Raw genomic sequence first — 21,745 nt, forward strand, 5'->3', positions numbered from 1 at the left:
CTCCTGAAGTCGCGATCTGTGGCGCCTGGACTATCGCGCGCTTAGAAGCAAGAGCAACGGCAACGGCAATGGCAATGGCAATGGCAATGGCAGCATCAGCATCAGCATCAGCATCAGCATCAGCATCAGCATCAGCATCAGCATCAGCATCAGCATCAAGGATTGCAAACCACTTAGGCTATTTGGTCAATGCCTCCGATTCCAGCTGCCGCAGACGCCGCCCGTCCGGCAACATGATCTCAACGGTCGTCTCGGAGACCCGCCGCTCAGGCTGGACCGCCTGTTGCTGCGCCTTGCGCGCTTCAACCCTGCGCTCGATCATGCTGGGGTAGCGAGACGCCCACAGGCCAAGCGCAGCAACAAACAGGACCACCCACACTATCGCACCGGCATCACCCTGAGCGCGACGCCTCTTCATCCTTGAACCACCGTGCAAATCACTGCAAAACGCCCCCTGTCAACGATCCTTGAACTGCGCTTCACGCTTGGCAATGAAAGCGGCCATGCCCTCTTTCTGATCTGCGGTCGAGAACGCCGCATGAAACACTCGCCGCTCGAACCGCACACCTTCGCTGAGCGTGACCTCGAACGCGCGGTTGACGCTCTCCTTGACCATCATGCTCACCGGAACGGATTTGGCAGCGATGGTGGCGGCCACTTTCAGCGCCTCCTGCAACAGCTCGTCCTGCTGCACGACACGCGCCACTAGCCCTGAGCGCTCCGCTTCCTCAGCACCCATCAGGCGACCGGTCAGGCACAACTCCATGGCTTTGGCCTTACCCACCGCACGGGTCAAGCGCTGCGTTCCACCCATGCCCGGCAACACCCCCAGGTTGATTTCCGGCTGACCGAACTTGGCATTGTCACCCGCCAGAATGAAGTCGCACATCATCGCCAGTTCACAACCACCGCCCAGCGCAAACCCCGACACTGCGGCAATGATCGGCTTGCGCCGATTGGCAATGCGGTCGGCATCGCTGAACAGGTCGTCCACGTAGATTTGCGGGTATTTGAGCTCAGCCATTTCCTTGATGTCTGCGCCAGCTGCAAACGCCTTCGCCGAACCTGTGAGCACCACGCAGCCAATGCCAGGGTCGCGCTCAAGCTGATCCAAGGCCTGGTTCAGTTCGCTGACGATCTGCGCGTTCAAGGCGTTGAGCGCCTGCGGGCGATTGAGCGTGATCAGGCCAACCTTGCCATGAATGTCCAACAGGATGGTTTCGAATGCCATGTGGTCTGCTCCTTCAAAGATTGCGCGCAATGACCATGCGCTGAATATCGCTGGTGCCTTCGTAAATCTGGCAAACCCGCACGTCACGATAGATGCGCTCCAGCGGGAAGTCGCTCAGATAGCCATAACCGCCCAGGGTCTGCAAGGCATGTGAGCAAACCTTCTCGGCCATTTCCGAGGCAAAGAGCTTGGCCATGGACGCTTCCATCAGCGCAGGCTGCCCCGCATCGCGCAAGGCGGCAGCGTGCAACACCATCTGCCGGGCGACGGCGACCTGGGTTGCCATGTCCGCCAACCGGAAAGCCACGGCCTGATGCTCGATCAGCGGTTTGCCGAAACTCTGCCGCTCCTTGGCATAGTCACGGGCCACTTCGAACGCGGCGCGCGCCATGCCTACGGACTGCGCCGCGATGCCGATGCGTCCGCCCTCGAGATTGGCCAAGGCAATCTTGTAGCCTTCACCCTCCTCACCCAGTCGGTTGGCCACAGGCACGCGCACGTTCTCGAACACGATCTGACAGGTGTCGGACGCATGCTGGCCGAGCTTGTCCTCGACGCGGGCCACCTGATACCCCGGTGCGTCGGTCGGCACGATGAACGCGCTGATGCCGCGCTTGCCTGCCTGCGGATCCGTCACGGCGAACACGATCACCACCCCGGCATTCTGGCCGGAGGTGATGAACTGTTTGCTGCCACTGAGCACGTAGTCGTCGCCCTCGCGGCGCGCACGGGTTTTCAGGCTGCTGGCATCGGAGCCTGCCTGAGGCTCTGTCAGGGCGAACGCCCCAAGCATGGCGCCGGTTGCCAGCGGCGTCAGGTACTCGCGCTTTTGCTGCTCCGAGCCAAAACGCAGAATAGGCACACACCCTACCGAGTTGTGCACGCTCATGATGGTCGAGCACGCACCATCGCCGGCAGCGATCTCCTCCAAGGCCATGGCATAGGCCACATAACCGGTGTCGCTGCCGCCCCACTGCTCAGGCACGAGCATGCCGAACAAGCCGAGCGCTGCCATTTCCTCGATGGCTTCGCGCGGAAACCGATGGTCCTTGTCCCATTGTTCGGCAAACGGTCTCAACCGTTCCTGTGCAAAGCTGCGCACAGCATCGGCGATTTGTTGTTGTTCCTCGTTGACCAGCATGGTTCACCTCACTCCAGGCATTCGACAGCCATGGCCGTGGCTTCACCACCGCCAATGCAGATGGCCGCCACCCCGCGACGCAGGTTGTTCTGGCGCAGGGCATGCAACAGGGTGACCAGAATGCGCGCCCCTGAGGCGCCGATCGGGTGGCCCAAGGCGCAAGCGCCGCCATGAATGTTGACCTTATCGTAGGGCAGGTCCAGATGCTTCATGGCTGCCAGGGTCACAACCGCGAACGCTTCGTTGATTTCGAACAGGTCGACATCGCTCAGCGCCCATCCCGTACGCTTGATCAGCTTGTCGATGGCCCCAATAGGCGCGGTCGGAAACAGGGCCGGGGCATCGGCGAAGGCCGCATGGCCGTGGATGATCGCCATCGGCTTCAGGCCTCGCTTGTGCGCCTCGGAGCGACGCATCAGCACCAGCGCTGCCGCACCATCGGAAATGGAGCTGGCGTTGGCAGCCGTTACCGTACCGCCGTCTCGAAACGCCGGGCGCAATTGGGCGATCTTGTCCAGGCGTGCCTTGGGCGGCTGCTCATCGTCTTTGACCAGACGGCGTTGCTTGCCTTGCGTCACCTCTACCGGCACGATTTCATCCGCAAAGCGGCCACTGAGGATGGCCTGTTGGGCACGGGTAAGCGATGCGATGGCGAAATCGTCCTGGTCTTTACGGCTGAAACCATTGGCCTGGGCACAGTCCTCGGCAAACGTGCCCATCAAGCGACCCTTGTCATAGGCGTCCTCAAGACCATCCATGAACATGTGATCGATCACCTTGCCATGGCCCATGCGGTAACCGCCGCGGGCCTTGTCCAGTAGATAGGGGGCGTTGCTCATGCTCTCCATGCCGCCGGCGACCACCATGTCGGCGGTGCCTGCCGCCAGCAGGTCATGGGCGAGCATGGCGGCCTGCATGCCGGACCCACACATCTTGTTGAGCGTGGTACAGGTGGTGTGCTTGCCCAGGCCAGCACCCAGTGCAGCCTGACGCGCCGGCGCCTGGCCAAGGCCAGCCGGCAACACGCAGCCGAACAGCACCTGATCGACGCTGTGCGCCTCCACGCCCGCGCGCTCAATCGCGGCGCCAATGGCCGCGCTGCCCAACTGCACGGCAGAGAGACTGCTAAGCTCGCCTTGTAATCCACCCATCGGGGTTCGGACTGCACTGACGATGACGATGGGATCTTCGCGGGTGTTCATGGGTGTAATCCTCACTTGGCTGCCATGCGCAAGGCACCGTCCAGACGGATGACCTCACCATTGAGCATGCTGTTCTCGATGATGTGGCGCGCCAGCGCCGCGTATTCCTCTGGACGCCCAAGCCGCGGAGGAAAAGGCACACCCGCTGCGAGCGAGTCACGAACCTCGGGCGTCATCCCGGCCATCATCGGCGTTTCGAAAATGCCTGGCGCGATTGTCATTACACGAATACCGTAACGCGCCAGCTCGCGCGCGGCGGGCAACGTCATGCTGGCAATGGCCCCTTTGGACGCTGCATAGGCACATTGCCCGATCTGGCCGTCGTAGGCCGCGACGGAGGCCGTGTTGATGATCACGCCCCGCTCGCCTGCGTCGTCCGCCCCTCCCTCGGCCATGGCCTGGGCACATAACCTCAGCAGGTTGAAGCTGCCCACCAGGTTGACATTGATGACGTGGGCAAAACTGCTCAGACGGTGCGGGCCTTGCTTCCCCACTACCTTTTCAGCGCCCACGATGCCTGCGCAGTTCACCAGACCGTGCAGGCTACCGAACGCTGCCAGTGCCGCCGATACGGCCGCCTGCGCAGCGGCTTCGTCACTGATGTCGGCCACGCTGAAGCGCGCGCGCTCGCCCAGCTCGTGGGCTTTGGCTTGCACGGCGTCGCCGTTGAGGTCCACGAGCATGACCGAAGCGCCTGCCTCGATCAGCATGTGCGCGGTAGCGGCGCCCAGACCGGAGGCTGCGCCGCTGACGATGAAGTGTTTGTTGGCTATTTGCATGATCGGTTTCCTCTCAAACGCCGGCCGTGGTGGCGAGCTGCGCGTGTTGTCGAGCTACTTCCTGATTGCGCAGGATGAAGCGTTGCAGCTTGCCGCTGGGTGTCTTGGGCAACTCGCTGACGAACTCGACTTCTCTGGGGTAGGCATGAGCGTAGAGGCGCTGGCGGACATGCTGGCGCAATTGCTCTTCAAGTTCGGCGCTAGGGCCGTAACCCGTGGCCAGCACCACGAATGCCTTGATCACCTCGGTGCGTTCAGGATCAGGCTTGCCGACCACTGCCGCTTCGATGACGGCCGGGTGCTCAATCAGTGCGCTCTCCACATCGAAGGGCCCAACCCGATACCCGGACGTGGTGATTACATCATCGCTGCGCCCGACGAAGCTGATGCTGCCATCGGGGTTCAGTTCGACGGTGTCGCCGCTCAGGTAGTACTTGCCAACGAAGGCCTTGGTTGGCAACCCGTGGTAACCGGCGAACCAGCACAGGGGCGATCGTTCGCGATCCACCGCCAGGATACCCGGCTGACCGGCGGGCAGTTCGCGTCCCTGCTCATCGAGTACGACAATGCGATGCCCCGGTATGGCAAAACCTGCAGATCCCACGTGCACCGGGTGGGCCAGGCCGTGATGGTTACACAGCACCATGCCTAGCTCCGTCTGCCCATAGTGGTCATGAATGGTTACCCCGGCATGCTCGGCGAACCAGCGGATCACTTCAGGGTTCAACGGCTCTCCTGCACTGCTCACCACGCGCAGGCGTCCTTTGACTGGGGTGCTGAACTGATCACCGGCTGCAATGAGCAGGCGAAAGGCCGTTGGCGAGCCGGCCAGGTTGTTGATGCCCAGCTGGGTAATGACCTTCGTGCAGCTGTCGACACTAAAGGGGCCGTTGTAGAAGGTGGTCGCCTGCCCGAGTGAAAGCGGCCCGGTCACTGCGTAATAAAGTCCGTAGGCCCAGCCTGGGTCCGCCAGGTTCCAAAACCTATCCTCTGGGCGCAGATCGATGGCATCACGCATGTAGCCTTGGAACGCTACGATGGCCCGTAGCGGGACCTCAAGGGGTTTGGCAGGGCCGGTGGTTCCGGATGTGAACATCAGCAGGAAGGGATCGTCACCTGTGAGCATGACCGGTTCACATTCAGGCGAGGCGTTTTCAAGGCACTCCTGGAAGTCCAGCTCGCCGTCACGGGCATCGACCGTTATCGTGAGCGGGCAGCCGTGGACGTCATCGAGCTTTATCCGGTTGCTGCGGTCAGTCACCACGACACGGGCATGCGACTGGTGCAGTCGATGTTCGATGGCAGCAGGCCCGAAGGCGGTGAACAACGGCTGATAAACGGCACCCAGACGCCAGGTGGCTAGAATGGTGATCAACAGTTGCGGGGTGCGCGGCAACAGCCCCGCTACACGGTCGCCCGCACTCACCCCGTGGGCGCGCAAGACACTGGCAAAGCGGGTGGCCAGTGCCTGCAGGTTGTCGAAACTCATCTGTTCGCAGTTGCCTTCGCTGTCCAGCCAGTTCAGGGCCAGCTTGTCGAAGCCAGTGTGGCGATCACAACATTCGACACAGGCGTTGAGGGCCTGCAGTTCGCCCTGCAGGGCAGCCTGCGCGGCCCCAAGGTAATGGAACGAGCGAACGGCCTCGGCGTAATCACGCATCGTCAGACTCCTGCTTTTTATTGTTGGAGTGCACTGTCAAGTCAGGACGATGTTCGCGCCGCTCAGGGGTAACCACAATGGCCAAACCATTCATTGTGAATGATCGGTTTGGCCACAACGGCGGTTAAGACAATCCGCGTTCGCGACCTATAAGAAACTGCCGAGTCAGTTCGAACACCAGCGACTGGTCCTGAGTGGCTTGTTCGGTGTCCAGGCTGTCTAGCAGAAGCTGATAATCGATGGCATCCAACGTTGATTGTCGCAAGGCCAATGCCGATCGACGTGCGGCGAACTGAGCGTGCAGCGCCTCGAACACCTCGGTATGCCGCTCATGGATATAATTCGCCCAGAACACACGTTGGGACAGGCTCATCGACAGCGCATCAGGGGTCATCGCTGCGATCACCTCACGGTAGGCGTTCTCAAGCTGAGTGCTGGTCAGCTCGGCAGCATCGGCGTAGAGCATGCTATGGGGCTGACACGGCAGGTTCAGGCGAGCCCGCAACCTCACACGGTAAGCCAGGCTGACGGCAGCCTGATCCACCCTCTCCAGCGCTGCGAGGCGCTGCAACACATCTCGCCTGGCGACCTGCTCAAGCCGGTCCAGACGAAACAGTTGCTGCCCGATACCCAATAGCTCATTACCGCGCTCCGGCGCGACGTTGTGCTCAGACCTATCGATAAGTGCTCTGACTTGAAGCTCACTGAACCGATCAGCAACGGTGTTCATGCAGGTTAACGGCAGGCGAGCCAGACTATGGATTCTCTGGCGCAGCTGCTCGTTTGCGTCAACTGCTTCGAGTAATGCCCACACTCGCTCCGCCAGCTGGAACGGTGCAGTGTCGTAGTCGCCGGTATCCCCGAGAAGCCCCAGCAACCGTACCAGACCATCGCTGCCCGGATCAGCCACCAAGCGTGACCAAAGGGCCTGACGGCTGACGCGCAAATGCGGATCGCCTGCATCGAGCCATAGATCACGGGTCACCTGCCGGTCGATTACGCGCCGTGGCTCGGGAAGATGGAAATGCTCGGCGATCGAATCAAGGGCAAACAGCCGCTGCATCTCGACACTGCTCAACCGGTTTCGCTCCACCATGAAACCCATTCGGCGGGCATGTGGCAGCTGTACAATTTCCGCTGGCACAACGTGCAAGAGGTTGTCACGCAGGTCGGCGCGTTCCAAGGTGCTGCACAACTCCAACCCCGAGGGCCACGCACCCAACCTGCAGCGACGCAAGTTCAATTCGACAAGGCGCGTCAACTGGTTATAGCGCATCTCGAATGCCCCCAGCGGGTTGTAGCTCAGATCCAGGTGAGTCAACTGCGGCAGGCGGGTCAATGCGTTCAAGGCCTGATCGTTCAGCCGAATGTTGTTGCGTGCCAGGCGCAGGGTGCGCAAATCGACCAGGTAGGCGACTTCTGTAGGCACGCCGAGCAGGCCGGTGCTGCTCAGGTTCAGCTCTCTTAAGCGGGTGAAGCTTGAAAGGAACCCAGTAGGCATATGCGTGATCGGCACATCACGGATGACCAATGAGCGTGTCAGCTCGAACTCGATATGGGCAGGCAGTTCGGGGAGACTGCCGACATTCAGGTTGATAATGCTCAGCCGTTGACCAGCCGTCTCATCGCCCAGAGGTTCGCCCATCTGTCGCCAGGCGCGGCGGATCTGATCGGCGACCTGTCGACGAGCCCGCTGACGGGCCGGATTGGACTCAAAGCCTGTCCAGCGGCTCAGGTGTCTTTCAAGGTCAGCATGGTCCTCTTCCAGTTCCAGCAAGGCGTCATAGGCAGTATGAGGGCCTGTAAGCAAACGCGCCAAACGGTTGTCGATCGCACTGTCGTCCAGGCCAGGGTACAGGTTGCGCAAACGGCTTCGCAGTAGGCTGTCGGGGTTACGTCGTCGAGCCGGGCTACCACTGAGTGGGTAGCCTATGCGACCGTCGGGCATACGACGGCCTGGATTGAACCAACGATCTTGTCGAGGCCAGCCCAGCAGTTGCTCGACTTCGGCGTGCGTTTCAGGCAACTGCTCAATCAGGCGATCACGCAAGGTCGAGGCAGCGTGATCGCCATCCAGATCAAGCGCAGTACGCTGGGAAGGCTCCAGCAATGCGAGCAGCGTCTGGTAGAAGTCGTTCGACTCATCGACCACGGCTCCATAGCCTGCTTCTGGCTCTTCGATCGCCCGGAAACGCCCCTCCTTGTGAACGATCTTGACCAGATTGGCGCCCGGCAACTGATTACCTACCGCCGCAATCCGGCGCGCACCCGGGCCGTCTGTCCAGAGTTCGATGTGACGGGCCGGCCATGCATCCAATCGCTGCAGCAGGGCCAACGCGAGTTCGCCCGCTTCATCGCAGTAAGCGTTAGGGAGGTACACACCGCACATGGCCCGGGTCAACCTGGCAACACGCAGCAACGAAGCACCCTGGCGTAGGCAACGCAACGGCAGTTTTCCCATGCTCAGAGCAAGATCGCGCTCGGTTCGCCCTACGTCCGCGGCCAACGCTTGAACGTAACGCTCGGGCAAACCCGGCATGCCTGTTCTGATGACGGCCGACAACGGGTCATCGACCGCTGGCACCTGGCACAGGTGCTGGAACATTAGCCCACGTAAGCGATCTGCATGCTCAAGTAGGTTTTCCTGCAGCTGCACAAGGCTACCGCTACCGGTTTGTTCCAGGCACCACTGCACCAACGCGCTTTCATCTCGCGGGCTCGCACCGTGTTGAAGGGCGGTAAAAAACCTGCTGACACGCGCATTGGCTTCGAAACGCTCCAGGCTGTCACACAAACTGGCTGGAATGTCCCGCGCCTCCACCAGTAACCCGCGAAGTGCCGCGACATCCATTCCGGCGGCCTGCATCACCCTGCTGGCCTGCTGATGAGTGAGCGATCTAGGCTGAGGCCAAAGCTGTTCAAGCATGAGATCAGGCTGATCCATTTCCACTGCTCGACCAGCGTTCAACTGCCAGCTTCGCTCGCCGAAGTGCTCCAGAACCGGCCCAAAGCCTGCCGGACGCCGAGCATGACGCAAGCGCCATGGCTCATTTGGATCAGGGCGATGCGCCTGGAAATAACGTTTGCCACTACGGAAAAAGGCTCGCCCCCAGTCCCTGTACAGACCGTCGCTGTGCAATTGCGGGTCCTCCGGCAAGCTGGCATAGACCTTGAGGTCGTTGGCCCATAGCCGCGATTTCCCATCGACCCCGCGCACGGGTTCCAGCCCTTCTACGAAATCAGTGGCCGCATAGCCTCTGGCCAGAATATTGGCTCCGGCGCCGACAACCGCAGTCACCGCCAGCGTCTCGGCCACGCCAAGCATCTGCTCCAGAGCCTCGTGCTGATGACCGTGATACCAATCAGTTGCACCCTCGAAGACTTCCGATAGCGTTTGCACCACCAACTGCCCAAGCAGCATCGCGCCCACCACAGGTATGAAAAGCCCGGCCAGGTTGACCAGATTCCAGCCCAACGAGCGCCACTGCTTGCGTCGCGCTTCAGAGGCGTCTCGGTCCACCTGTGCGGTGGGTACCAACAGCAGACGGGCGTCGTCTTTGATTCGCTGAACCTGTTGGTCGACCAGCCTGGAGAAGATATCCTCAGGTCCCGTGACGCCTTCAAGGGAAAGGTCAGACACGGCGTCGCTCAAGCGCTTGCTCAATGTATCGAGGAAGCGTGCGCGCTCTTCCACAGACACCAACTGACTGAAGTAAGCCCGGTAATCCTCCTTCTGCAGAGCGGCCGCGAGCACGGTGTTCATTTCCTGAATGGACGTGAAATGGCGCAATGCCTGGCCCGGATCGCTGGGTCTGTAGAGTACGATCCCTCGATCCACACCTTGCCGATCGCGCAACTGGACGACTACGACATCGCTCAGGGTATGCCCCAGCATGCTCAGCATACCCGGATAGGCACCCAGCTCAGCGTGAGAGACCTCATCGTTTGCCAAGCCCGCCAACGCAATCTGCTGTCTTGCCGTTAAATCACCGCGCAGCGCCGCCACTTCGGTGGCCAACGCAAACGCCGCTCGCTTGTCTGCAATCAGCGCTTGGCAGGTGTCATCGGTGAATACCTGCGACAAGAGCTTCTGGTAACGCCCGCCCGCATCCAGGTCCCGGCACGCTTGCACCAGTGCATCCGTGCCCGCAGTGAGCAGGGCGTCTTCACCTGTACTCACCAAACCGGTGCCCAGATAGAAGCTGGCCTGCTCGTTAAAATTCTGCATCAGGCGCAAGACGGCAGGCTCTCTCACCTCGATGACCTCATCGACAGGCAGGACCATGCCATGCGGGACCTTGAAATTGCGCCGTATCTCCCGCCACTGCAGCGCATCCAGGGCCGGACTGCCCGGCAGGTGTGCAACCAGCCTCTGCATATGCAGCTCAGCGAAGCTTTGCAGTGGAATCAACCGCCGAGTAAAGGCGCGCACACGCTCCTGGCTGCCCTGGTGGGCCTTGAAGCGATCACGCAGCCGGTTGAGTTGAGCGGGAGAACCCCGCTTGAGCCACTCAGGTAGGCGCGCGGCTATGAAGTCATGTGTAGCGCTGGCGACCTTTGCAGAGGAGGGATTCGGGCCGGGAGCGGTCGTGAGAGAAGCTGTCATCGTGTAGTCCTGTCGATGCTGATTCAACCTCGACTGTGTGATGGGCGCTCAGCGACTGGCACACGGAAACCCCACCTAACCGAGCTTCCCTGCACCCAGGGCCAACGTTCGATAGTGACCCGGATTGCAACCAAACCACTTGCGGAAGGCCTTGTAGAACGAACTGCTGTCGGCGAAGCCCAGACGCGCTGCAATTTCCAGCATCCCCACCTGCTCTTGAGCCAGCCAGCTGATAGCCAATTGACGCCGCACGCTGTCCTTGAGGGCCTGATAGCTATGCCCCTCCTCTGCCAACCTGCGCCGTAGCGTGGAGGCCGACAGGCATAACTGGCGGGCAAGTTCATTCGCATCGGGCCACGACGCTGGGTCGCGCTCGCTCAGATCGCGTCGAATGCGTCGAGCGAGGCTGTCAGGGTCCCGATACTTGACCAGGATATTGGCCGGCGCCTGGGCCAGAAAACGGTGCAGCTCATCGTCGCTGCGCCGGATGGGCTGATCGAAGCAGTCGGCTGCCAGGATCATGCGGGTGCGCGGGCGCGAGAACTGCAGGTTTTCCGAGAACATGACACGGTAGTCATCGCAGAACGCAGGTTCGGTGCAGCGCAACTCGATGGCCAGGATCGGGATGCGACGCCCTGCCAGCCAGCACGCTACACCATGGACGATCATCCAGAATGTGAAGTAAGTGAATGCTCGTCGAGGCTCATCACAGGGCTCGACGATGACGATCTCGGCCAGGCTTTGCTGCCGAATCAAGTGGGGCTGTAGATGATCCAGGGTCAACGACAGGAAAGCCAGTGCGGTTTCGATACCTGCTCCGATCGTCGGTTGTCCCCTGCTGGCACGGCAGAGAAATGCCAGGCTGCCGCTGCGTAGCCCGCGCGGGTCCATGGCAAAGAACTCATCGTTGCAGCGCCGCGCCAGCAGGCGCCAGAGGCGTGCGTAAGCAGTTGCCGGCACGCGCGCACCTGGCATCGTGAGCAGATGCGGCTCGATGCCTGCCTTGCGCAGCACCAGAGGCGCGTCGCCTGCTTGATGACAAGCCTGCAACAACGCCTCGCGTACCAGTTCGATGGAGATAGTGTCCTTGTCGCTCATTGACGGCCCAGTTTGCTCGAATGCAGCCATCTTAGGACCACAGCGCCAAAAGGCTAGCATTTGATCACCACAGGCCCAATCACCCTGGTAAGGCTTCACCCTCCCGGGCCAGTGCTTGGCGTGTGAGTTCGAGCGCCTTGGCCTTTACCGCCTCATCACACGCCTTGGCGATTGCCCTGGCCTGGGTATCGTACTGGGCATCTGTCAGACTCTCACGCCCTGCATAGAGCGCCTCCATCTGCTGCACGAACGGCTCGCATAGAACGTCAAAGGCTGAGCGGTACTGGCGTTGCAGGTGATCGAACCAAAAGCCACGCTCACTGATGTCCATGGCCAGATCATCGCTGGCCTCGGCTGCGCGAACCGCTGCTTCGGCTGCGTTCAGGTGCTCTTCCGTGACCCCTGCAATCGTCCCGAACTGCATGGTGGTTGCCTGACCTGGCAACTCCAGCGTCCGCGCCAGCCCCACCCTGTAGGCAAGGCTGACTTCGATCTGATCCACCTCCTCGCCACGGGTTTCGCGACTACTCATGTCTTGGCGGGCGTAGGCCTCCACTTGGTCCAGGCGGAAGAAACGTCGCGCCAGACTCAACAGTTCGCCTTCTGCGTGTTCTCCAGCGGCCGCCTCGACCGACGCACTCAGTAACCTGATCTCAAGCAAGCCGAAACTGGATATGACACTGTCCACGCACGTACGAGGTTCACTGGCCAAGGCAAAAGTTTGTTCGCGCAGTGCGGTGTTACTCTCGATTCTGTCTAGCATTGCCCAGACCCTGGCCTCCAGATCGTCCCTGGCCAGACGAAAATCACTGGTGTCAGTGAGTTCACCTATGAGCGTGAAGAAATCGCCACTGCCAGACTCATCCACCAGACGGTTCCACTGGGCGGTACGAGCGTCCTGTTGTGCTGGGCTCAAGCGCTCGACCCAACGGCTGAGATGAAACGCGTCACCGTCGGCACTGACCTCGCTTTCGGAGGTGCGACTGGCATCGATCCACAAGTCGCGGTAAAGGGCAGGCAGAGGGTTGCCCGTCAATGCCAATCTGCTTCGCCAATGGTTTCGCTGAGCCCGCAAGGGCAAGGGCAGCTCGCCGATATGGTTGTCACGCAGGTCTACATACTCCAGCGAAACCGCTCGCTCCAGATGGACCGGGACTTGCGTCAACCCCACTCTACGAAGCCCCAGCTGACGCAGGCGAGGTAATCGGTCCATGGCAATCGTGAAATGGCCGATACTGTTGTCGCTCAGGTCAAGCACACTCAGCCTCGGCATGCCCGCAAGCACTTCTAAACCAGCATCGTCCAGATGCAGGCTATTGCGCGAAATCGTCAGCTCCTGTAGCTCACGCAACTGCGAAAGCCCAGAGGGGAGCCGGGTCAGGGCGTTGTTGTCCAGGTTCAGCGTCGTAATGCCATGAAAGGGCCTGAGAAAGCGTTCGGGCACTTCACCCAGCCGCATGTTGGCCAACACGACCTCGCTGACATGGCCGAAACCCTCCACCGCGCTCAAGTCGGGCAGCTCGCCAGCACCAATATCCGATAGCGATAGCAGCATACCTGGGTCCCCATTGGTCTGCCGCCTACCTGCGTGCCCCTGAAAGCGCCAGCAGCGCCTTAGCTGGTCGCTGACTCTACGTCGCAGCGCTACATTGGCCGCATCGGCAGGCAGTGCAGTCCATTGCTCAAGGGTCAGGTCCAGGCGCGAGTATTGGCCCTCAAGCTCCAGCAAATGGGTGAAAGGCGAACCGGGCTGCTCCTCAAGCACTTGAAGATAGAGTTCGAGTTGTTGTGCGCTGAAACCTGGATACAGGCTGCGCACGCGATCCTGAAGCGTCCGCTCGGCCAGGTGGTTGACGCTGCCGCGACCACTTAGCAAGTAGCCATAGCGATGATCAGGCAGGCGGGCGGGTGGGCGAAAGGTCGGCTGGCTCACCTGCATGCCCATCAGTTCCTGCACAGCCCTTCTTTGTGCCGGAATGCGCGCTTGCAAGCCTTCCCGCAGCGCTTTCACACCATCGGTTGTTGACCACCCCAAGCGACTACGCTGGTCTTCAGGCAGAAGCTGCCAAAGCCTCTCAAGCAAACCGCAGGCGCCAGGCACGTCTTGTGGAACGGGTTTGCCCCCCTCATAGACCGACATCTGCCCATGCTCCCACACCAGCACCTTCACACTGGCGGGATCCGTCACCGGGTACAGCTGTGCCAATACGCGCCCTGTGGGTGACGCTTCGCGAACCTGGACATTGTGGGCCATGGGCCATGCAGGTTCTTTTCGCAAGAGTCCGAAGACCAGCGACGCCAGGTCAGGGTGATAGGCATTTTCAAGGTACAGGCCCTGTAATGCGCGACAGGCGCGGGCCTCCTGTAATGCCAGGCGCGCCTTCTCGGCAAGCCCCAGATCAAGACGGCCCTGCGCGAGCAATCGCTCACACTGCTCGGCAGTGCCATTGGCTATTACCCCTTCAGCGTAAGCATCGGGTAACCCTGGAAAATCACGTTGGATTGCCGCCGCTTCGGGACTCATGGCAAGCCTGCGCGTCAAGTGGCTCATCAGGCCCTCACGCAAGCGAGGCGCCTGCGCGAGGATCGACGCAGATACGGAGGCGGGTGCGCGCTGTTGCTCGGTCAGCTGATCGAGGCACCATTGCAACAGAGAGGGATCGTTCTTGCCCTGGTGGCTCGCGAATGTGGCGAAGAAGTCTTCGATGCGCTTATCGGCTTCAAACCGTTCCAATGTGTCGCGCAGACGTACCGGCAACGCCCTCTGCTCAGCGACCGCCCGGCGCAACTGAGCCTGGTCCACGTCGGCGACCTTGAGTATCTGAGTCACACGTCCCGAATCCAGGTCGCCAGTCACGGGCCAGAGATGACTCAACAAGGCTCGCTCGCCACTCCACAATTGCGGTCGCTGCCAGTTCAGCCGCCAGCCATGCTCACCGTTCCAGTCCAACGCCGGCCCGAAGCCCGTCTTGCCATCGTTGCGCACTAGGCGCCAGGGGGATGACGCAGTCTTTCTGCTGACGGCGTAATAAGCGCCTTCATGAACCCACCAGTGCCTGTCGCCGTGCTGGAACAGACCATTCTGGCCTCGTACGGCATTGTGAGGCACGCCAACTGCTCGATAGCGCCTCAAGTCTTCAGCCCACAGCCGAGGCGATGCATTATCCAGTTCGACTGGCACCATCTCGTCAACGAAGGCGCTGCGCATGAAGCCGCGTGCAACCGCCGCGCCACCTGCCGCCGTCAGTGCGGTAACTGCAACCGTTTCGGCCACACCCAGTACATGCTCCAACGCTTCGTGCTGATGGCCCCGCGACCAGTCATATACCGCTACGCCAATTTCACCCAGCACGTCGACTACGGTCGCGGCCAACATCATCGCGCCCAGCTCCGGGACGAACAACGCTGCCATCTGTGCCAGGTTCATTCCCACCTGTTCAAGCGTCTGCAGCCGTTGAAGCCTTTGCAGCCTATCTACCTCTTCGACAGGCACCAGAAGAAACAGGGCGTCCGCTTTGATGCGGGCCACTTGCAGCCCAGCCAGCTCGGCAAACAGCGATGCGCCGGCGGTTTTGCCGGTCACTTCAAGATCAGGGGCTGCATCACTCAGACGCTTTTTCAGCACTGTCTGAAACGCTGCCCGGGCATCGGCCGCCACTAGCCTCAATAGATCGAAGGCATGCGCTGGCGTTTTGAACAGGTTCACCATGTGGGCCTTCAAACTGTCCAGATCGTCAAACTTCTTCAAAGGCCCATGGGGCAGGTAGAGCACCACCCCTGCACCCGGACTGGCCAGGCCGCTGGCCCCGCCGTCGGACAGTTCGATCACCAGCGCCCCGATCAGTGCATGTCCGAGCACATGAAGGTGCTTGACCACGACTGCCAGTTGCTTCGGATCAGGCGCCACCACCTTGTCAAAGGTTTGCCCCAGGGCAGCGGCATCTACTTCGCTGATGTCGCCTCGCAGCCCGGCAACGTCAATGGCCAACGCAAGGCGCGCGCGCTGGCCCTGGGCGAGCAGCGTGCAGGCGGCGTCGTCAAAGAAGCTTTTGAGGTAGTCCTGATAGCGCTTGCCCGTGTCCACCAAGCGGCAGGCAGTGGCCAGGCTCGCACTGTTCACCAGCAGTGGCGCGGTCAAAGACATGCCATGAGCCCCGGAGATGATGCCGCTGCGGGCGTCGAAGCTCGATCCGGAGGGAAAATTCTGCATCAGGTGAGCCATGACAGGGTGAAACGTGTAGTGATGACGTAGCGTCTCGCCCCCAAGCACGCTATAGCTGTCCCAGCGCTCTCGCCAGAGCGCATGCGTCAGATCCACCTGCACGCCCAGCTTCTGCTCTATCGTGGCAGTCAGCATCTGCTCTGCGTACCACTTCGGCGAGACCATGCCTTTGAACAGTGACGCCAGGCGCTGCTCGATACGGCGGTTTTCTTCAGCGTGCATGCGCAGGGCTTGTATCTGCCCTAAAGAAGCGGCACGCAGCCACTCAGGCATGTGCTGTGCGATGAATCTGTCGGTATGGTTCGAAGGCGTAGTGAGGACGGCCATGCTAGGCTCCAGGTTAAGGGTTGCCGCGCACCTTTACCGAACCTTGCGAATCAATACAGAGGGAACTCGATCACCTCACACAGCCGCATTGCCCTTCTGCGAGGCAGGATGCCAAGGGGCAGACCTGGCAGCCAACCCCTTTACCTCCAAAGCCAGTACCTGGTTGGCGGTTATCGCGGTAGCTGCACCTGAGGCTTGCTCGAAGCAAAGATCGCCCAACTGGAGATGAACAGCGCGGCGATCAGCGGGCCGATGACGAAACCGTTGAGGCCGAACACCGACAGGCCGCCCAGAGTCGATACCAGGATCAAATAGTCGGGCATGCGGGTGTCCTTGCCGACCAGGATAGGCCTAAGCACGTTGTCTACGAGGCCGATCACCAGCACGCCGAATGCGGTCAGGATCACGCCTTGCAGGATTGCGCCGGTCATCAGGAAGTAGATCGCCACCGGCCCCCAGACGATGCCTGCGCCAACGGCAGGCAGCAGCGAAAGGAAAGCCATCATCACCGCCCAGACCAGCGCGCTGGGGATCCCCAGGATCCAGAAAATCAAGCCGCCCAGCGCGCCTTGGGTGATGGCCACCAGCACGTTGCCCTTGACCGTGGCGCGCACCACACGTTTGAACTTCAACTGCAGGCGACGCTTCTGGTGTTCAGGCAGCGGCACGGCCATGCGCACCTTGCGCACGACCTCGGCGCCCTCGCGCAGAAAGAAGAACAGCAGGTACATCATGATGCCGAAGCCAACCACGAAGTCGAATGTGCCCTGGCCAAAGCTGAAAGCCTGGGTAGCCAGAACCTGGCTGCCTTGGGAGGCCCAGGTGGTGATCTTGTCACGCAAGGCTTCCAGGTTGCCCATGCCCAGGTTATCCAGCGCGTTCTGGGCGAACGTTGGCAGCATGTCCTTGCCCCGCTCGACATAACCTGCGATGTCCAGCTGGCCGCTCTGGATGCGTTGATACAGCGTTGCCCCCTCCTGCACCAGCAGACCGCTGATGATGATCACCGGCAGTACCGCCACCAGTAAGCAGATGAGCGTGGTCACGGCAGCGGCCACATTGCGTCGGCGCCCGAAGCGCATGAGCAGGTTGCGTTGCAACGGCGCGAACAGGATGCCAAGGATTACCGCCCAGAAGATGGCGCCGTAGTAAGGCAGCAAGATCCAGACGAAGGCAATGGTGACCAGTGCCAGGAGCACCGCCAGCGCCTTGTTCTGCAAAGCAGTTTCGTTCATTTCCGGTCCTCGGATGGGTTCTGGGGTATTAGTGCGTGGTGCTGGGGTAAAAGTGCCACCTGCCCCTTGATTCAGATCAATAAGGCCCAACCGCAAGCGGCTTAGCATCCGCGCCCTTTAACCGGTGTATTCATGAACTCCGTTGCCAAGCCCGAATTGCTGGCGCCTGCCGGCACGCTCCACACCATGCGCTACGCCTTCGCCTACGGTGCTGATGCGGTCTATGCCGGCCAGCCCCGCTACAGCCTGCGGGTGCGCAACAACGCCTTCGACCATGCCAATCTGGCGTTGGGCATCCAGGAGGCGCACGCGCTGGGCAAGCGCTTCTATGTGGTGGTCAACATCGCGCCTCACAATGCCAAGCTCAGGACCTTCCTCAAGGACCTGGCCCCTGTGATCGCCATGGCACCGGACGCGTTGATCATGTCCGACCCGGGCCTGATCATGCTGGTACGCCAGCATTACCCGCAGATGCCCGTGCACCTCTCGGTACAGGCCAACACGGTCAACTGGGCCAGCGTGCAGTTCTGGCAGCAGCAAGGCATCAGCCGCGTCATCCTCTCGCGCGAACTGTCGCTTGAAGAAATCGAAGAAATTGGCCAGCAGGTGCCTGGCATGGAGCTGGAAGTATTCGTGCATGGGGCACTGTGCATGGCCTACTCAGGCCGCTGCCTGCTGTCGGGCTACCTGAACAAGCGCGATGCCAATCAGGGCAGCTGCACCAACGCCTGTCGCTGGAAGTATGATGTTACGCCGGCAACCGAGAGCGTCACAGGCGATATCGTGCGCGAAGTGCAGCCGACCTTGGGCCAGGGTGCGCCCACCGACCAAGTGTTCCTGCTGCAGGAAAGCGAGCGTCCCGGTACCGAAATGCCCGCATTCGAGGACGAGCACGGCACCTACATCATGAACGCCAAGGACCTGCGGGCCATCCAGCATGTCGAGCGACTGGCGCGCATGGGCGTGCACTCGCTGAAGATCGAGGGTCGCACCAAGTCGCATTTCTATTGCGCACGGGCCGTGCAGTCCTACCGAAAAGCCATCGACGATGCGGCCGATGGGCAGCCTTTCGACCGCACCTTGATGGACAACCTCGAATCCTTGGCGCAGCGGGGCTACACCGAGGGCTTTCTGCGCCGCCATGTGCACGACGAGTACCAGAACTATCAGCGGGGCAGCTCGGTTTCCGAGCGCCAGCAGTTCGTGGGTGAACTGACCGGACAGCGGGTAGACGGCTGGGCCGAGGTCAAGGTCAAGAACCGCTTTGCCCTGGGCGACCACCTGGAGCTGATGACACCGCGCGGCAATTACCACTTCGACCTGAATCAGTTGCATGACCGGCAGCAGCAGGCCATCGAAGTTGCACCCGGGGATGGCCATGTGGTGTACCTACCAGTACCTGAACAAGTGTCGTTGGCGTTCGGGCTACTAATGCGCGACCTGAACGGTGACCAGGCCGCTGGCTGACGGAACTGTAATGCGCCGGTCAGCAGGTTGAAAGCCAGACGGGGCGACCCTGGCGCCTTGCGCGTTTGGACCAGGCCGTGCGCTATGCTGGGCGCAGGTCACACGTTTATCAGGAGCTCATCCATGCTGCGATCGAATCGGCTGGCCCTTGGCCTGCTGGCCTTCACCACCCTTGCACAGGCCACCGACACCATTGATGTCTACCGCGACCCCAACTGTGGTTGCTGCAAAGCCTGGATCAGTCATCTCAAAGACAACGGCTTCACTGTGAACGACCATGTCGAAACGAACATGAGCGCCGTCAAGCAACGCCTGGAAGTCCCGCAGCGGCATGCGTCGTGTCATACCGGCGTCATCGCTGGCAAGTTCGTCGAGGGCCATGTCCCCGCAACCCAGGTGCATGAGCTGGCTAGCCGCAGTGACCTCAAGGGCATGGCCGTTCCCGGCATGCCGGTCGGTTCGCCGGGCATGGAAATGGGCGAGCGCAAGGATGCCTATCAGGTCATCGGTATCGACACTGAAGGCAAGGACTCGGTGGTCGCCGATTACTGACCCGGGGCTGGTTTCACGCTTGGTAACACCTTGCGCCTCTATGGCAACTGCCCGGCTGCTACAGTCGAGTCTTCCTACTTGATCTGACATGGAGTGCCTCATGCTGCGAGCATCCGCCCTGGCCATGGTGTGCCTGGCCAGCAGCCCGGCCATTGCCGCCGAATCGCCTACCTATGGCGCCCAGCTCGAAGGGTTCGACTACCCGCATACGCTCAAGCATTTCGACTTCGAATCACAGCGCCAATCGCTGCAGATGGGTTACATGGACGTCCCGGCTTCGGGTAATGCCAATGGCCACACGGTCGTGCTCATGCACGGCAAGAATTTTTGCGCAGCCACCTGGGAAACCAGTATCGATGCCCTGACCAAGGCAGGCTATCGCGTCATTGCCCCTGACCAGATCGGCTTCTGCACCTCCAGCAAACCTGCCCACTACCAGTACAGCTTCCAGCAACTGGCCAGCAACACCCATGCACTGCTCGAACACCTGGGCGTGAAGCAGAGCATCGTGCTGGGGCATTCGACCGGGGGCATGCTCGCCACCCGCTACGCCTTGATGTACCCGCAGCAGGTCACGCGCCTGGCCATGGTCAATCCGATCGGCCTTGAAGACTGGAAAGCCCTGGGGGTGCCCTACCGCACCGTTGACCAGTGGTACGACCGCGAACTCAAGCTCGACGCAGCCGGGGTGCGCGAGTACGAGCGCAAAACCTACTATGCCGGCCGCTGGAAACCTGAATATGAGCGCTGGGTGCAGATGCTGGTGGGCCTGAATCAGGGCCCAGGTCACGAACGGGTCGCGTGGAACTCGGCCTTGATCTACGACATGATCTTCACTCAGCCGGTTTATCACGAGCTCAAGGACCTGCAGATGCCGACCCTCTTGTTGATCGGTGACAAGGACACTACGGCAATTGGCAGCGACATCGCGCCACCGCAGCTCAGGGCCAAGCTGGGCAATTACGCCTTGCTCGGCCCGCAGGTGGCCAAGCTCATTCCCAAGGGCGAACTGATCACCTTCGAGGGCATGGGCCACGCGCCGCAGATCGAGGAACCCAAGCGTTTCAACCGCACGCTGATCCAATGGCTGAACCGCTGATCGGGCGCGGCCGCATCAGGCAAAGCGCTGCAGCTGCATTTCACGCAGCCGGCTGAGGGTGCGCTGGTAGGGAAAGGCGAGATACCCCTGCGTGTACAGCGCCTCGAGCGGCACTCCTGCTTCCAGGTACAGCGCCACCCGGCGGTCGTAGCATTCGTCGACCAGGGCGATGAAGCGGCGCACGGCATCGTCCTTGGGCGAGAGTGCCGGCAAGTCGCGGTCGCCCGCTAGTACACGCGAAGCACCGTCCTCCGTGCCGCGGGCAATGCGTCCGGTCTGTTGCTGACCACTTAGAGCCGGTATGTCCGACACCAGGATCGCCGCGAAACGGTCACACAGCATCATGAATTCCTGGGTAGCCATCGGTTGTTCGCACAACGCGTCGAAACGGCACCAGATGGCCTTCGCACTTCGGCGCACTACCTGTACCTGGCGACTCCCCAACATGAGGGGCCGGTCGGTGCCTGGATCGTCTGGGCTCAGCCGCTCGAAGACCGCAGCCAGGTGACTGCCCCGGTCGTCGGTCACCCAGTAGCGCTGGCACGGCAGACCTGGGTGTTGCCGGTGGTCTTGCTCGCCCGCTACCGGCAGCACACGCATGTGCCGCTCGATGGCAGCGATGGCGGGCAAGAAACGTTCGCGGTTGAAACCGTTGCAATACAGTTGGCCGGGCGGTTGATTGGACGTGGCAACCACGACCACGCCCAAGTCGAACAGGACCTGAAACAAACGGCCTAGGATGATCGCGTCGGCAATGTCGCTGACAAACAGCTCGTCGAAGCACAGCACGCGAATCTCGCTTGCCAGCCCCTCTGCCAGCGCCATCAAGGGGTCCGGCGTGCCGTTGAGCTCAAATAACCGACGGTGCACCCAGGCCATGAAATGGTGAAAATGCTGGCGGCGACTCTGCACGGTCAGGCAACGATGAAACTGATCCATCAACCAGGTCTTGCCACGCCCTACTGGCCCCCAAAGGTAAAGGCCGTGCGTGGATCGTCCACCTTCGACAGCCTCGTAGCAGGCCTGGAGCGCCTCGATGGCAAGGCGCTGTGCGGGGTCCACGACAAAGCCCTGGGTTTCCAGGGCTTGCTGGTAGCGCTGCAAGGGATTGGTGGTCATGGCGCAT

Annotated in this window: 15 protein-coding genes; 3 read left to right on the forward strand and 12 right to left on the reverse strand. The window is 61.2% G+C overall.

Annotation, left to right across the window (positions count from 1 at the left end; all coding sequences use genetic code 11):
• Nucleotides 1–30: 30 nt before the first annotated feature.
• The 11 genes from B2Y33_RS07340 to B2Y33_RS07390 form a co-directional block, all read right to left on the reverse strand.
• On the reverse strand, nucleotides 31–159 hold the full coding sequence (locus B2Y33_RS07340; RefSeq protein ID WP_288632811.1) for a hypothetical protein: 129 nt from the start codon (nucleotides 157–159) through the stop codon (nucleotides 31–33).
• A gap of 19 nt (nucleotides 160–178) precedes the next feature.
• Nucleotides 179–418 carry a hypothetical protein gene (locus B2Y33_RS07345; RefSeq protein ID WP_027914979.1) on the reverse strand — a complete coding sequence of 80 codons (240 nt, stop codon included), beginning with the start codon at nucleotides 416–418 and terminating at the stop codon, nucleotides 179–181.
• Between the two features lie 39 nt (nucleotides 419–457).
• A complete protein-coding gene (locus tag B2Y33_RS07350) occupies nucleotides 458–1,231 on the reverse strand; it encodes an enoyl-CoA hydratase (RefSeq protein WP_206405839.1) in 774 nt (257 codons plus the stop codon).
• Nucleotides 1,232–1,244: 13 nt separating this feature from the next.
• Complete coding sequence (locus B2Y33_RS07355) at nucleotides 1,245–2,372, reverse strand: acyl-CoA dehydrogenase (RefSeq protein ID WP_027914981.1); 1,128 nt, start codon at nucleotides 2,370–2,372, stop codon at nucleotides 1,245–1,247.
• An 8-nt stretch (nucleotides 2,373–2,380) separates the two neighbouring features.
• Nucleotides 2,381–3,574 carry an acetyl-CoA C-acyltransferase gene (locus B2Y33_RS07360; RefSeq protein WP_028687300.1) on the reverse strand — a complete coding sequence of 398 codons (1,194 nt, stop codon included), beginning with the start codon at nucleotides 3,572–3,574 and terminating at the stop codon, nucleotides 2,381–2,383.
• Between the two features lie 11 nt (nucleotides 3,575–3,585).
• Nucleotides 3,586–4,353 carry an SDR family NAD(P)-dependent oxidoreductase gene (locus B2Y33_RS07365; RefSeq protein ID WP_027914983.1) on the reverse strand — a complete coding sequence of 256 codons (768 nt, stop codon included), beginning with the start codon at nucleotides 4,351–4,353 and terminating at the stop codon, nucleotides 3,586–3,588.
• Nucleotides 4,354–4,366: 13 nt separating this feature from the next.
• Entirely contained in the window at nucleotides 4,367–6,013 is a 1,647-nt protein-coding gene (locus B2Y33_RS07370) for an AMP-binding protein (RefSeq protein WP_027914984.1), read from the reverse strand.
• A gap of 124 nt (nucleotides 6,014–6,137) precedes the next feature.
• Entirely contained in the window at nucleotides 6,138–10,619 is a 4,482-nt protein-coding gene (locus B2Y33_RS07375) for an NEL-type E3 ubiquitin ligase domain-containing protein (RefSeq protein ID WP_206405840.1), read from the reverse strand.
• A gap of 75 nt (nucleotides 10,620–10,694) precedes the next feature.
• Nucleotides 10,695–11,717 (reverse strand): AraC family transcriptional regulator, encoded by a 1,023-nt coding sequence (locus tag B2Y33_RS07380; protein WP_206405841.1) that lies wholly within the window; start codon nucleotides 11,715–11,717, stop codon nucleotides 10,695–10,697.
• Between the two features lie 79 nt (nucleotides 11,718–11,796).
• A complete protein-coding gene (locus tag B2Y33_RS07385) occupies nucleotides 11,797–16,266 on the reverse strand; it encodes an NEL-type E3 ubiquitin ligase domain-containing protein (RefSeq protein ID WP_206405842.1) in 4,470 nt (1,489 codons plus the stop codon).
• A gap of 170 nt (nucleotides 16,267–16,436) precedes the next feature.
• A complete protein-coding gene (locus B2Y33_RS07390) occupies nucleotides 16,437–17,501 on the reverse strand; it encodes an AI-2E family transporter (RefSeq protein ID WP_027914987.1) in 1,065 nt (354 codons plus the stop codon).
• Between the two features lie 132 nt (nucleotides 17,502–17,633).
• Between B2Y33_RS07390 and yegQ the strand changes: the two genes are divergently transcribed.
• From yegQ to B2Y33_RS07405, 3 genes are all read left to right on the forward strand, one after another.
• On the forward strand, nucleotides 17,634–18,968 hold the full coding sequence (gene yegQ, locus B2Y33_RS07395) for a tRNA 5-hydroxyuridine modification protein YegQ (RefSeq protein WP_027914988.1): 1,335 nt from the start codon (nucleotides 17,634–17,636) through the stop codon (nucleotides 18,966–18,968).
• 123 nt (nucleotides 18,969–19,091) lie between these two features.
• Nucleotides 19,092–19,520, forward strand: coding sequence for a DUF411 domain-containing protein (locus tag B2Y33_RS07400; RefSeq protein WP_027914989.1), 429 nt, complete (start codon nucleotides 19,092–19,094; stop codon nucleotides 19,518–19,520).
• 100 nt (nucleotides 19,521–19,620) lie between these two features.
• Complete coding sequence (locus tag B2Y33_RS07405) at nucleotides 19,621–20,619, forward strand: alpha/beta fold hydrolase (RefSeq protein WP_059183143.1); 999 nt, start codon at nucleotides 19,621–19,623, stop codon at nucleotides 20,617–20,619.
• 15 nt (nucleotides 20,620–20,634) lie between these two features.
• Here the strand turns inward: B2Y33_RS07405 and zapE are convergent, their stop codons facing one another.
• Entirely contained in the window at nucleotides 20,635–21,738 is a 1,104-nt protein-coding gene (zapE, locus tag B2Y33_RS07410; protein ID WP_088523561.1) for a cell division protein ZapE, read from the reverse strand.
• Nucleotides 21,739–21,745 lie beyond the last annotated feature (7 nt).

The organism is Pseudomonas sp. UBA5666, from assembly GCF_002420785.1.
Classification (GTDB): Bacteria; Pseudomonadota; Gammaproteobacteria; order Pseudomonadales; family Pseudomonadaceae; genus Aquipseudomonas; species Aquipseudomonas fulva.